We start from the raw sequence: 13055 nt of genomic DNA on the forward strand, positions 1-13055 counted from the left end.
TGGCGCCGCGCCATACCGCACGGCATTTCGTCAGATAAAGCGCGACAGAAAGGCCTGCGTCCGCGGATGGCGCGGATTGACCAGCACATCCCCGGGGCGGCCCTGCTCGACCACAACCCCGCCGTCCATAAAGACAACGCGGTCGGCGGCCTCGCGTGCAAAGCCGATCTCATGGGTGACCACGATCATGGTCAGGCCCTGCGCGGCCAGATCGCGCATAGTGGCCAGAACCTCACCCACCAGTTCGGGATCCAGCGCCGAGGTCGGTTCATCAAACAGCATAAGCTTGGGCCGGATGGCCAGAGCACGCGCGATGGCGACCCGCTGTTGCTGCCCACCGGAAAGCTGTCGCGGATAGGCCGGGGCCTTATCGGCCAGCCCGACACGGTTCAGCAGCTGCATGGCATGGGCTGTGGCATCCGCCCGGCTTTCCCCATGAATGCCAACCGGTGCCTCGATGATGTTCTGCAGCACCGTCATATGCGGGTATAGGTTAAAGCTTTGGAACACCATGCCGATTTTACGCCGCTGGCGCGCAATCGCGTTCTCAGAAAGCTTTAGCAGCTTGTCGCCCTGCAGCCGGTAGCCCATCTGCTCTCCATCAACCAAAATCGCGCCTTGCTGGATCGATTCCAGATGGTTGATGCAACGCAGAAAGGTAGACTTGCCCGAGCCGGACGGCCCCAGCATGACGACCACCTCTCCGGGGGCGACATCAAGGTCGATGCCTTTCAGGACCTCTAGCTGATCATAGGCTTTGTGCACATTGCGGGCCTGTACGATAGGTTGTGTCATCACACCTCTCCTGTCGGCTGCATGGCCGCAGCCGCGCTGTTGCGGCGGTCGCTGCGGCCATAATAGCGTTCGATATAGCCCTGCCCGATGTTCAGCACCGAGGTGATGATCAGGTACCAGAACACCGCAACCAGCAGCATCGGCACGATGTCAAAGGTGCGGTTATAGATAGACTGCACAGCATATAGCAGGTCCGACATGGCAATCACGCTGACCAGCGAGGTCGCCTTGACCATCGAAATCAGCTGATTCCCGGTCGGCGGAACGATGGCGCGCATGGCCTGCGGGATCACGATACGGCGCAGCGCGCGCCCCCGGGTCATGCCGAATGCCGATGCGGTTTCCGCCTGCCCCTTGTCGACCGACAGCAGCCCGCCCCGGATGATCTCGGCCATATAAGCGGCCTCGTTCAGCGCAAGACCAAGGATTGCGGCCGTCAGCGGGGTAATGACGCTGTTGGTGTCCCATCCGCCAAGGCCGAGACCAAAGAGGTTGATCCCCAGCGTCGGGAAAAGCGTCGAAAGGTTATACCAGAAAATCAGCTGCACCAGCAGCGGCGTTCCCCGGAAAAACCAGATGTAGATCCCCGCCAGACCATTTGCCAGACTATCGTCGGACAGCCGCATGACCGCAAGGATCAGTCCAAGGATTGTCCCCAGGATCATGGCAACGACCGTCAGGCCCAGCGAAACCCACAGACCGGCGACGACCTCGGGGTGAAAGAAATACTCGCGTATCGTGGCCCAGCCGAAATTCTCATTATTGGCGATGGCCCAGAGGAAATCAGCCGCCAGCAGCACGACAATCAGCCACAGAGCCGTCTTGCCCCACCTGAATTGCTGGTGCGCCGTAGACACGTCGCGAAAGGTGACGTCCCCGGCTTTGGCAGAGTTTACCCTGTCTTTGCCGATCATCGCGGAATATCTCCGCCCAGGTTCATGCCGGGGGTCTCGATCATGTTATTCTCAAGACCCCATTTGCGCATGATCGCCTCATAGGTGCCGTTTTTCATCAGTTCGGCCATGGCATCGGTCAGGACCGGACCCAGCTCTGACCCTTTTGGAACGACCGCGCCCTGAAAAATGTCGTCAAAGCCGTTCGATTGGCCAACGCCCGTCAGCTCAAGATCTCCGCCAGCCTGCTGGACGAAATAGGTCAGCGGCGCTTGCGAGGAAAAGAAGGCGTCGGCACGGTTCGACCGCACCGCCAGGACCGACTGGGGCTGGTCGGTATAGGACTGGACCTTGATCGCGTCCTTGCCCTCTTCGGCGCAGCGGGCGCTTTGGGCTTGGATCACCCGTTCAGCCGAGCCGCCCGCCATGACCGAGATACGCTTGCCACAGGCGGTATCCAGCGAAACGATGCCATGCGGATTGCCTTTTTTCACCGCAAAGACCACGAACTCCTGAACCCAGTCCACGAAATCGTTGTTCTCTTGACGGGGTTTGTAATCCCCCACCGGGCCGAAAGCGAACTGGTATCGGCCCGAGTTCACCCCGGTCAGCAGCGCGGGCAGGCCGCCCACCGTTTCATGGCGGATCTCGACCCCCAGCAATTTGCCCAGGGCATCGGTCATGTCGGCGCTGGCCCCGGTCATTTTCGTTCCCTCGACGATTTCATAGGGAGGGAAAGAGCCGTTGTTCACCGAAATCATCGAACCGGCGTCGCGGATTTTCTGCGGCAACCGGTCGTGAAGCGACTGATCCATGGTGACTTCAGGCAGATCCTGAGCAGCGGCAGCAGATGCCAGTACAGCACCCGAAATCAGGGCAGCGGCGAAGGTTTTCATTGTTTCTCTCCTGTCAGACAAAACGGGGAAATAGTTCAGCGGCGCTCAGCACGCGGGGCATGATGCCCTGCTGATGCAGCTCTTGCGCAAAATCGTTGATCATCCGCATATTCTCATTCACGCCACTGGCGTTCCAACCCGCGGGAAGGTCGGCTTTACAGCGGCGCAGCTCGTCAAAAAGCCACGGGGTCGTATCCGCGTATTTCTGGCGCTTTTCATCCCAGATACGCTGCGAGGTATCGAGCATGTCCGAGATTTCCTGCGCAACCCAGGGATGGGCATCGGCGATCCCGGATTTGATGCTGATCAGATGCATGCCGGGGACATATCCGACATCATCCAGATAAGCCTTTTCCGCAGCGCGAAAATCGGTCTGGACCTGACGCAATCCGCTGTCGGGCGCAAAAAACCCCGCGGGCATGAAGGGGGTGAAAATCGCGTCCAGAAACCCCTCTCTCAGCAGGTCGGCCATAGGCCGCTCATCGGGGCAAGCCTCGATACGCCCAGGGCGGCCAAAGCCGTCCAGACGATCGGTGATCGGATGTGTTTCGGTCAGCCGCCCCGCATACCAGAACGCATCCTCGACCCCGACGCCATCACGGCGCAGCACGGCCCGCGTCCAGGTATTGCCACTGTCGCGCCAGCCGGTGACGCCGATACGGCCCCCCTTCAACTGGGCAAATGAGGTCGGGCCGTCATTGCGGGTAATGACGCAGCGATTACGGAAACCGCGCATGATGAAATTGGGAATGCCGGTGATGCTGTCGTCGCCGTCGTGGCACAGCTGCGCGTAGCGGCTGAACGAAGTCTCGGCCACGTCATAATCGCTGCGCCCGACATGGGGCACCAATGTGCCGACACGATCGACGATCAGTTTCAGCTTTTCAGAAGCAACCTCACCAAGAACCAGAGGCGTAATGTAATCCCAATCGCGAAGGGCGATGCGCAGTGTCAGCAAGATGTGGCCTTTCTTAATTCCTCCATGAGTATTTTTTGTTTGACTGCTGCTGATCAATAGATTTTATGTTACTGAACATTTAAAGACAGAGTTTGGCTTGTGGAAGAACCGGTTGCGGTCGAGAAAATTGCCCAAAATCTGGGCGATCCATCAGCTCGTGGCATTGCCATGCATGTTCGCGCCCTGATTCGAGCGGGCGTTATTCCGCATGGCGCGCGCCTGCCCCCGGTCCGCGACATCGCCTTTGTGCTGGGGATCAGCCCGGCGACCGTCTCTGCTGCATGGAGCGATTTGCGTAAGCGTTCGGTGCTGGAGGGGCGCGGTCGGAATGGCATCCGCGTCGCCGATCGGCCGGTGATGACCCAGCCCACCCGCTTTGCCTCGGCCGGGCGCTATGGCTCCGGGGTGCTGGACCTGTCTTTCGCCGTTCCCGACACAGCCCTGTTGCCGCCGCTTGAGGCCGCGTTGGCTTATGGGGCCCGGGCGCAGGGTCTGAACAACTACAGCCGGGTTCAGGTGCAGCCCGAACTGGAAGAGGTTCTGCGAAACCAATGGCCCTATCAGCCAGAGGCGATGCTGGCTGTGAACGGCGGCTATAGCGCGGTTCACATGGTTCTGGGTGCCCTGAGCCTGTCGGATGCAGTTGTCGCGGTCGAGGACCCGACACCGATGCGCCATCTGGACATTCTTGAACATCTGGGCGCGATCATCGTGCCCGTTGCCAATGATGGCCAGGGACCCCGGCCCGACATGCTGGCCCGCGTGATGGAAAAGCGCCCTGCAGCTTTCCTGTTCCAGCCCAGGCTCAACTCTGTCACGGGATATGAACTGACGCCCCAGCGGCTGCGACAGCTGGGCGACGTTCTGGCGAATGCGGACACCGCGATCATCGAGGATGACGGCCTTGGGGGGCTGTCCACCAACCCGCCACAGTCGTTGGGCAGCCGCTTTCCGGACCGCACCACCCATATTCTATCCTTTTCCAAACCATATGGCCCCGACCTGAGGCTTGCCGTGCTTTCGGCCAATGCCGACCTGGTGGCGCGACTGCGCGCCTATCGCAGCTTCAATTCGGGCTGGACCAGCCGCATCCTGCAATCAGCCACCGCCTGGCTGCTGCGGGACTCCCAAACCGCCGAGGTAATCGCGCACGCCAAACAGACCTATGCCGAACGCAACCGCACCCTTTCCCACGCCCTGCAAACGCGGGGGATAACGCATCGGCTTGGCGCAGGGCTTGCCACTTGGATGCGCGTGTCAGAAGAATCCTTTGCAATGATCACGCTGGCCGCGCATGGAATTGCGGTCATGCCGGGCAGCCGCATGTCTTTGCGCAACGAACCTCATATCCGCGTGGCGACCGGGATCATCTCAAAGGACTATGACCGGATCGCGGACGCGCTTGCGCTGGCCTGCGGTCCTGCCGGCTGATCGAGCAGAAAGGGCAGGTCTGCGCCTTACCAGCGTATTTGCCAGAATATCAGCGGTAATAGAACTGGCCAAAGACCCCGAAAGCAGGCCCCCCGGCCATCGCACCCTTGGTCAATGCGCCATCAGACTGTCCATCGCGCCGGGCTTGTCGTGAATGGCAAGCTTATCCACGATGGTCTCAGAGGCTTGGTTCATGCCGACAACCTCGACCTCTGCCGCGTTACGGCGGAACTTCAGGATCGCCGAGTCCAGCGCCTGCACCGAGGAAGTGTCCCGGATATGGGCGCGGCTGATGTCGATGATCACCTTTTTTGCCGCTGCACCAAGGGCAAGGCATTCATGAACGCTTCGACCGAACGGTAAAGCAACCGGCCCTCGATCACATAGCCGCGCACCCGGCTATCCGGGTTGAGTGGTGACCCGGAACAGATGGGCGATCCTGGCAGCAAAAAATATCCCAGACAGCAGCACTCCGATGGCAAGGTTATAGGTCCGGACCACCGCCGCCATCATCGCCAGCATCACCACAGAAGAGGACCGCGGATGGGTTCTGAGGTTCCCAAGCGACGACCACGAGAATGTGCGGGCCGACACCACGATCATCACGGCCACCAATGCGGGCATCGGGATCTGCGCCACCCATTCCCCCAGAAAGGCCACAAGAATCAGCAGCACAAACCGGCGACAAAGGGCAATAGCCTGCCGCGCCCGCCGTATTTCACATTGATCATGCTTTGCCCGATCATCGCACAACCTGCCATGCCACCGATAAAGCCGGTAGCGGCATTGGCGATACCCTGCCCGATACATTCCTGATTGCGGTCGGATCTCGTATCGGATCAGGCTCTGCGTCATCAGGCTTTCCGGCAGCCCACCACGGCGATGGCTGCCGAATAGGGCGGGATGATCAGCAGCATCTGCAGCGTCAGCACCCGTGATCGCGTACGAGTGTGACCATCAAAACCGCCGTCGCAGCAATCGCGGCCGAGATCATGCCCGACCGGCCACCGGCAGGGGCGATCAGCACCGCGATGGAAAAGCTGGCGTAAACCCCCATCTTGGGGTCGACGCCGGCTATGGTGGAAAAGGCGATGGCCTTGGGGATCGGCGCCAGTGCGACGACCGGCCCGGACAGCAGATCGCCCCGGACATTGCCGGACCATTCAGCCCGGTAAGTGCCAAAAGCAAGCATGTCATCCGTTCCTGACCGATCAGAGCCCCGGAACGGGCCATGTCGATATCCAGTCCTTGGTATAGGTTCGGGTTGTCCGGCGGACAGGCGGCCGGAAAACCCAGCCGGAAATTTCACCCTGCTCCATGTTAAATGGCGCACCGCATAAAGAATGCCGGCCAGAATGCCAGGACGCGAAGGCAGCACCAAAGCCCGGGTCAGCGATGGCGCGCACCGACCATCCGGCTTAAAGAGCTTGTCGCGAAACCAACTGCCGGAGCCAAGGCTTTGCCATTTACCGCCATCATAAACAGCGTCAGCTCACTGCTGTTCATCCTGCTGGTCGCGCATACAACCGCCTATCAAGAGGCAAACTGGCCCGCGGGCCGCGTCGTCCATGTCCGTGAATGGGTTGTCTATGCCGCCTATGCGCTGGGGGCGGTGTTGCTGTGGCTGACGGTCTTTCCGTTGAAAGATCAGCAACGCCGGGCAGCCCTTGCCGCATGGTACCCATGGGCATGCTGGGCGCTGCTGATCGTCGGTGTCGTCATCATGCCGATGTTTTTTCCCACCCGATAACGAGCTGCACACCGATCTGCAGCAGGTGCTTACCCCGTTACGCGGCAGGCTCATACCTTACAGGTCCGCGCTTGCCGGCCCGTTATGGTTCACGGAATACCCCCGGTGCCCGATCGGGGAAAATGGCCGACGCCGATTCGGACAGAGCGCCGCGTGCCCGGTCTCACCCCCTGTCCGTAAGGTGATATTGGCAATCACTGGCCCGGGCAAAAACCGGGCAAGACAGGCCGCGCTGTCCTGACGCCGCCGTGAAAGGCCACTGCCGGTACGGGCATCGAACCGGCAGCAGCGCCTTGGCTTACGAAGCGGTCCGGACCACGCCCGCCGGCTCTGCCGTCAGGGCAGAGAGGCCCGCCAGATCTTCGGCATCCTCACGCTCGGCATTCGAAAGCTCACGCGCATCCGTTCCGGTCATCCGCAGCACGATCAGCACGCAAATCAGCGACACCAGCGCATAGCCGCCCGAAACAATGGCGACCGGGATGATGCTGCCGGTCTTGTTCAGCAGGAACTGCAACAACACGGGGGTACCACCGCCGACCGTCACCGCGCCCAGCTGGTTTGCAAGCGACAGGCCCGAATAGCGCACCCGGGCAGGAAAGGCGCGCGCCAGCACGCCGGCAATCGCGCCATAGTACATGCCGTGCGGAATGGTCGCGAGCGCCATGGTGATCATCGCGAACCAATAGTTCATGCTGTAGATGCCGTAAAACATCAGCGGCACCAGAAAGAACTCGGGCACAGTGAACATCAGCACCGCCTTGCGCATATCCATGCGGTTCATCAGGATCGCGCCAAAGGGCTGAGTGATGCACTGCACAATCACCGCGACCGAAATCAGGCTTAGGAACGTGCCTGAATCATAGCCCAGCGTCTTGGTCGCCCAAGACAGCGCAAAGCTGGTCTTGATATATGTCACATAGATGATCGGCAGCGTGCCCGCGCCAAGCAGGATCAGCGGCCAATGACCCCGGATCGCCTCGCGTACCGGCTGAACATTCTGCTCGCGGTTCTCTTTCAGCAGCTTGCGCACATCCTGCGCATCCTCGATGCTCAGCCGGATGATCAGGCCGATCGCGATCAGGACCGAAGACAGCAGGAACGGAACGCGCCACCCGCCGTTCAGCAGGAAATCGGGCGTATCAGCCATGCTGAGCAGGAAGAAAACGCCAATCGCCAACAGGTTCCCTGCCGGAGCACCCTGCTGAGCAAAGGCGGAATAAAGCACGCTTTTACCCTTGGGCGCGTTCTCGCTGGCGATCAGAACCGCACCGCCCCATTCACCGCCAACCGCAACGCCCTGGATAAAGCGCAAGAGCACCAGCAGCACGGGCGCCATGACCCCGATCGAGCCATAGGTCGGCAACAACCCGATACAGGTGGTCGCCAGCCCCATCATCAACAATGTGATGACCAGCGTCGTCTTGCGCCCGATCCGGTCGCCCAGATGACCAAAGATCACCCCGCCGACCGGACGCGCCAGAAAGCCGACCCAAAAGGTCACAAAGGACATCAAGGTCGCAACGCCCCGGTCCATATCGGGCGAAAAGAACAGATCGCCAAAGACCAGCGAGGCTGCCAGACCATAGATGTAAAAATCATACCACTCGATCGTCGTTCCGACGAAGGATGCGATGCCAGCACGCCTGGCCTTGATGGCCTGGGTCTGGGTCTGGGTCGGGTTACTGGTCATGGGCGCATCCTCCTCCTCAAGCGCGATGGGCGGGTCGGCCTGCGGCTTCCAGTGCCGCAAGCTGAGAACATTCCTGTGGTGGTGAACAGCGTTTATCTGCGGCGGGTCGGGGCCACGCCGCTGTCCCGCAGCTCTGTGATCTGCTGATCAGAAAAGCCGTGTTCGCGCAGGATCTCGTCTGAATGCTGCGCAAATTCCGGAGGCGCGGCGCGGTAATCCGGCCCTGTCCGGGTCAGCTTTACCGGGGCGCCAAGGCCGCGATAGCCGTCCTTGCGCACCACCATGCCGCGATGTTCGGTATGGGGCAGCGCCAGCGCCTCGGCCACGTCCAGAACCGGCCCTGCAGGTACGCCCGAAGCGATGAGATGAGGGGCAAGTTCCTCGGCCTTGAACCCGGCCAGTGCTGCCTCCAGTTCATGGCGCAGGGCGTCCCGATTGATGAGCCGGTCGGCGTTGGTCGCAAAACGTGCGTCCCCGGGCAGTCCGGGCACACCGATCAGTTGGCAAAGCTTGCGGAACTGTCCGTCATTCCCGACAGCCAGATAAAGCGGCCGCGTCCCCGTCGCATAGGTCGAATAGGGGGCGATGTTGGGATGGCTGTTGCCACTGCGCTGCGGCACCTTGCCCGAAAGGAAATAATTGGCCGCATGGGGATGCAGCAGCGACAGTGAGGTATCAAACAGCGCAGCCTCGACATACTGGCCCTTGCCGCTGTGGTTGCGTTCATGCAGCGCCATCATGATGCCGATAACCGCGTTGAGCCCGGTCACCATATCGACAACCGGCAGCCCGACCCGTGTCGGCTCTCCGTCAGCCTGGCCGTTCACGCTCATCACCCCGCCCATGGCTTGCAGGATGGCGTCATAGCCCGGCAGCCCGCCAAAGGGGCCGTCGGCACCAAAACCCGTCACACAGCAATGGATCAGGCGCGGGAACCTCTCGGCCAGCACATCGTGGCCGATGCCCCATGCCTCAAGCGTGCCGGTCTTGTAGTTTTCCAGCAGCACATCGGCATCTTCCAGCAGGCGCAGCAACACCTCGCGCCCCTCGGGCTTGCGCAGGTCCAGCGCGATCGCGCGTTTGTTCCGGTTCAGCCCAAGGAAATAGGACGCGGTATCCCCCTGAAACGGAGGGCCCCAGGTCCGGGTATCATCGCCTGCCGGCGGCTCGACCTTGATAACGTCAGCGCCGTGATCCCCAAGCACCTGTCCCGCATAAGGCCCGCCGAGGATCCGGCTGACGTCGATCACGCGGATCCCGTGCAGCGCACCGGTCATTCTGCGGCCTCTGCGATTTCGGCATCCCCAAGCGTCGTGTACACCAGCGAGATCAGCTCGTCATCCGCGGCGCCCTGCACCGTATCCAGCGGATCGCGGCTGCTCAGCTTGTGGCGCAGCACACCATGGGCCAGGGTCAGCCGGTCTGTGCTGCGCTCATTTGTCATTTCCGACTGGCGGGCGCTTTCCCAGGCCATGACCACAGACGAGGTGGCGTTATAAACCGCGCTGGCGGCCTGTCGCGTTTCGATCTCGCGCGCGGGATCATGGGCAACGGCATGCAGCAGGTCGGCCGAGCGTTTAAATGCATCGGTGATGGCCGGTTGCGGACCAAGGATGGACTGCGTTTCTTCGTTCAGGCCGGTGAGATAGCTTTCAAGCGCGGTCAGGGCGTCCTCGCGCCGCACCGCCCGGGCCACATCCAGCGCGACGATGTTGCTGGTCCCTTCCCAGATCGAGCCAAGATGCGCGTCGCGCAGGACGCGGGCATCCGACCATTCCTCAATATAACCACAGCCGCCGCGCACCTCCATTCCGTCGCCCGTCACCTTGCGGGCATCGCGGCAGGTGCGGAACTTGACCAGCGGCGTCATGATCCGCAGCACCTTGGCCATGTTCTCGGCCCCACGGTCGGCTGCATCCAGAACGCGCGCAGTGTGGAACACCATCGAACGGCCCTGCTCTGCCGTCAGCAGCATCTTGCTGAGCTGGCGGCGCATCAGCGGCAGGTCGATCAGCCGCTTGCCGAACGCAGTACGGTTGGTTGCGATGAACACCGCCTCATTCACCGCACGGCGCATCAGCCCGGCCGAGCGGACACCATTCGCCAGCCGTGAATTGTTGATCATGTCGGTCATGTGCTTAAAGCCACGGCCGGGATCACCAACGATATAGGCGGTTGCCCCCTCAAGCGCAATTTCGCCGCTGGCCATCGAGCGGGTGCCCATCTTGTCCTTAAGCCGCAGGATCCGATAGTCGTTCTTGCGCCCGTCCGGCAAAATGCGCGGCAGCAGGAACAGGGTCAGACCACGCGTGCCGCCCTCGCCGCCCTCGGGACGCGCCAGAACCATCGCCAGCGCGGCATCAGGGTTCGAGCAGAACCACTTGTCGCCGTAAAGCTTCCACTCACCATTCTCTTGCCGGGCAATGGTGTCGATCGCTCCGACATCCGACCCCGCGATCTGCTCGGTCATGAACATGGCGCCCTGAAACAGCTCGTCCATGTCCTGACTGGTCAGCTGGTCGAAATAGCGGTCGATCAGGTCCTGAGAGCCGAACTTGACCAGCGTGCGGGTCAGGGAATCGGTCATCGACAGCGGACAGCAAAGCCCGAATTCGGCCTGCACGAACAGATAGACCAGCGCATATTTGACCAGCGGCGGCAGTTTGGTGTCGAGCCCGAAAACACCCGGGCGATGCGACATCGCAGCCAGCCCGAACTCGCCAAAGGCGACATCCTCAAGCGCCTCATAGGCGGGGTGCTTTTCGATCCGCTCGACCGGGGCACCGTTGCGGGCGCGGATATGCAGCACCGGCGGGTTCTTGTCGGCAACCAAAGCCAGCTCTTCCAGCCAGCCACCGACCAGATGGCCCATGCGGTCGGCCTCACGCAGGACGGTGGGCAGGATGTCCGACGGCAGATAGATGCGCAGCAGGTCCGCCATGGCCGGATCGGCGGAAAAGACGTTCATGCCAACACTGTCAGGAATATTGCGGTAGATTTCGGCGGACATCACAGCCTCCCCCCATCGAATTCAACAAAGAAGAGCCATAGCCGGGTATATCTTTTCTAATACTATTTACCTAATATACGATACGTAAAACCATATCACGGATCAGGCATGACCGTTACCCTGCGACAATTGCGTTACTTTCTGGTTCTGGCCGAAGAGCTGCACTTTGGCCGGGCGGCCGAAAGATTGCACATTTCTCAGCCACCGCTCAGCGCGAGCCTCAAACAGCTGGAGCAAAAGCTGGGCTTTGAACTGCTGCAACGGAATCAGCGCGGCGTGCGGCTGACACCGGCGGGACGGCTTTATGCCCAGAATGTGCGACAGATCCTTGCCCAGCTAGAAGCGGCTGAGGTCGAGGCCGCGCAAACCGCGCAGACGATCTCGGGCCGGCTGACGGTGGCCTTTGTGCCCTCGATGCTGTTTCGCAACCTCGACACGACGCTGAAAGAGTTTCACGAGGCCTACGTCGATGTCGAGCTGCAACTGCGCGAGATGAACACGATCAAGCAGATCGAGGGGCTGATGAACCGCAGCATTGATCTGGGCTTTGTCCATTCGGTCAGCCTGCCCGATCAGATCGCGGAACATGTGCTTGAGACCGAGCGCCTGATGTGCTGCGTTCCCCGCGACCACCGCCTTGCGAGACGCGGGCGGGTCCGGCTTGCTGATCTTGAGGGGGAGCGGGTCTTGCTGTTTTCCCGCGAATTCGCGCCGCAATTCTATGATAAGATCGTCAGCCTGCTGGCCGGTTGCGGCAACCAGCCCTATTCCAGCTACCATATCCAGCACTGGTTTACGGTGGTGGCGCTGGTCGGTCGGGGCATGGGTGTCTCACTGGTGCCGCAATCGCTAAGCCGGTCCAGATTCAGCAATGTCCGCTATATCGAAGTTGAAGAGGCCGAGGCCGAGCACCGTGTCTCGATGCTATGGCACCGCGACAATCGCAACGAGCTTGTGACGCTGTTCAGCAGATTTGCGGCCGAGCGGGTGAGTTAAATGGCGCGTTTTTCCAACCCGGCATGCGGGGTGGGCTATTACGCCAGAAAGAATATTCCATTGCGCTTGGATCATCTGGCGGAGCCATTTTCCAGATCGCCTGGGCAAACCTCTGCATTCAGGTGCCGCCTCAGAAAAATGGGCCAGCGTCAACGCCGGCCGTAGCTGACAGGTCGCAATGCAGCGAAATTCCAGCCGGGGTACCATGTTCGGGCCTGAGGACGGATAGATCCTGGCCAGCAGGATCCGTGCTGGCAACGATGTCTTTTCTGGTTAGGGTCAGGACTCGTTGAGCTATCATAGCCAGAACATGACGGTCGCCGCTAAGGCGATGGCGGAGAGGAAGACCTTCGGACAGCGGTCGTATCGTGTTGCCACACGCCGCCAATCCTTGAGCCTGCCAAACATGATCTCGATGCGGTTGCGGCGTTTATATCGGCGCTTGTCGTATTTCACCGGTTTCTTTCGCTGCTTCCGGCCAGGGATGCAGGCGCGTATGCCCCTGTCTTTCAACGCTTCCCTGAACCAGTCGGCGTCATAACCGCGGTCCCCGAGCAACCAGTCGACATCCGGCAGGCTGCTCAGCAATGCCCGCGCACCGATGTAGTCGCTGACCTGACCGGCGGTGACGAA

11 protein-coding genes, 1 pseudogene and 1 other annotated feature are annotated in these 13055 nt (G+C 61.0%); of the genes and pseudogenes, 3 read left to right on the top strand and 9 right to left on the bottom strand.

The window, feature by feature from the left end:
* Positions 1 to 30: 30 nt before the first annotated feature.
* From M511_RS15915 to M511_RS15930, 4 genes are read right to left on the bottom strand one after another with little or no spacing between them, the layout of a single operon-like run.
* Complete coding sequence (locus tag M511_RS15915; protein ID WP_010398760.1) at positions 31 to 795, bottom strand: amino acid ABC transporter ATP-binding protein; 765 nt, start codon at positions 793 to 795, stop codon at positions 31 to 33.
* Complete coding sequence (locus M511_RS15920; RefSeq protein WP_085502718.1) at positions 795 to 1709, bottom strand: amino acid ABC transporter permease; 915 nt, start codon at positions 1707 to 1709, stop codon at positions 795 to 797. Before M511_RS15920 ends, M511_RS15915 begins: the two co-directional genes overlap by 1 nt.
* Positions 1706 to 2584 carry an ABC transporter substrate-binding protein gene (locus tag M511_RS15925; RefSeq protein WP_010398763.1) on the bottom strand — a complete coding sequence of 293 codons (879 nt, stop codon included), beginning with the start codon at positions 2582 to 2584 and terminating at the stop codon, positions 1706 to 1708. The genes M511_RS15920 and M511_RS15925 overlap by 4 nt, the downstream gene beginning before the upstream one ends.
* A gap of 13 nt (positions 2585 to 2597) precedes the next feature.
* Positions 2598 to 3542 (bottom strand): hypothetical protein, encoded by a 945-nt coding sequence (locus M511_RS15930; RefSeq protein WP_010398765.1) that lies wholly within the window; start codon positions 3540 to 3542, stop codon positions 2598 to 2600.
* A gap of 99 nt (positions 3543 to 3641) precedes the next feature.
* Between M511_RS15930 and M511_RS15935 the strand changes: the two genes are divergently transcribed.
* Positions 3642 to 4973 (top strand): aminotransferase-like domain-containing protein, encoded by a 1332-nt coding sequence (locus M511_RS15935; protein ID WP_085502719.1) that lies wholly within the window; start codon positions 3642 to 3644, stop codon positions 4971 to 4973.
* Positions 4974 to 5084: 111 nt separating this feature from the next.
* Here M511_RS15935 and M511_RS15940 read toward each other — a convergent pair.
* Positions 5085 to 6165: pseudogene (locus tag M511_RS15940) on the bottom strand (SulP family inorganic anion transporter).
* A 70-nt stretch (positions 6166 to 6235) separates the two neighbouring features.
* Positions 6236 to 6293, bottom strand: a sequence feature (sul1 is cis-regulatory element that is thought to sense ions involved in sulfur or methionine metabolism; They are found in Alphaproteobacteria).
* A 139-nt stretch (positions 6294 to 6432) separates the two neighbouring features.
* Here M511_RS15940 and M511_RS15945 point away from each other — a divergent pair.
* On the top strand, positions 6433 to 6723 hold the full coding sequence (locus M511_RS15945; protein WP_085502720.1) for a hypothetical protein: 291 nt from the start codon (positions 6433 to 6435) through the stop codon (positions 6721 to 6723).
* 298 nt (positions 6724 to 7021) lie between these two features.
* On the opposite strand, the gene M511_RS15950 is transcribed toward M511_RS15945, so the two are convergent.
* The 3 genes from M511_RS15950 to M511_RS15960 form a co-directional block, all read right to left on the bottom strand.
* Positions 7022 to 8416 (bottom strand): MFS transporter, encoded by a 1395-nt coding sequence (locus tag M511_RS15950; RefSeq protein ID WP_085502726.1) that lies wholly within the window; start codon positions 8414 to 8416, stop codon positions 7022 to 7024.
* Between the two features lie 92 nt (positions 8417 to 8508).
* The gene (locus M511_RS15955; protein WP_085502721.1) at positions 8509 to 9693 is read right to left on the bottom strand and encodes a CaiB/BaiF CoA transferase family protein; all 1185 of its coding nucleotides are present in this window, start codon (positions 9691 to 9693) and stop codon (positions 8509 to 8511) included.
* Positions 9690 to 11426 carry an acyl-CoA dehydrogenase family protein gene (locus M511_RS15960; RefSeq protein WP_085502722.1) on the bottom strand — a complete coding sequence of 579 codons (1737 nt, stop codon included), beginning with the start codon at positions 11424 to 11426 and terminating at the stop codon, positions 9690 to 9692. The genes M511_RS15955 and M511_RS15960 overlap by 4 nt, the downstream gene beginning before the upstream one ends.
* 108 nt (positions 11427 to 11534) lie before the next feature.
* On the opposite strand from M511_RS15960, the gene M511_RS15965 reads away from it, so the two are divergent.
* Complete coding sequence (locus tag M511_RS15965) at positions 11535 to 12422, top strand: LysR family transcriptional regulator (protein WP_085502723.1); 888 nt, start codon at positions 11535 to 11537, stop codon at positions 12420 to 12422.
* 297 nt (positions 12423 to 12719) lie between these two features.
* On the opposite strand, the gene M511_RS15970 is transcribed toward M511_RS15965, so the two are convergent.
* Positions 12720 to 13055 (bottom strand): IS5 family transposase (locus M511_RS15970; protein WP_139824603.1); only part of this gene is annotated, 336 nt, incomplete at its 5' end.

This window comes from Paracoccus sp. J56 (genome assembly GCF_019633685.1).
Classification (GTDB): domain Bacteria; phylum Pseudomonadota; class Alphaproteobacteria; order Rhodobacterales; family Rhodobacteraceae; genus Paracoccus; species Paracoccus kondratievae.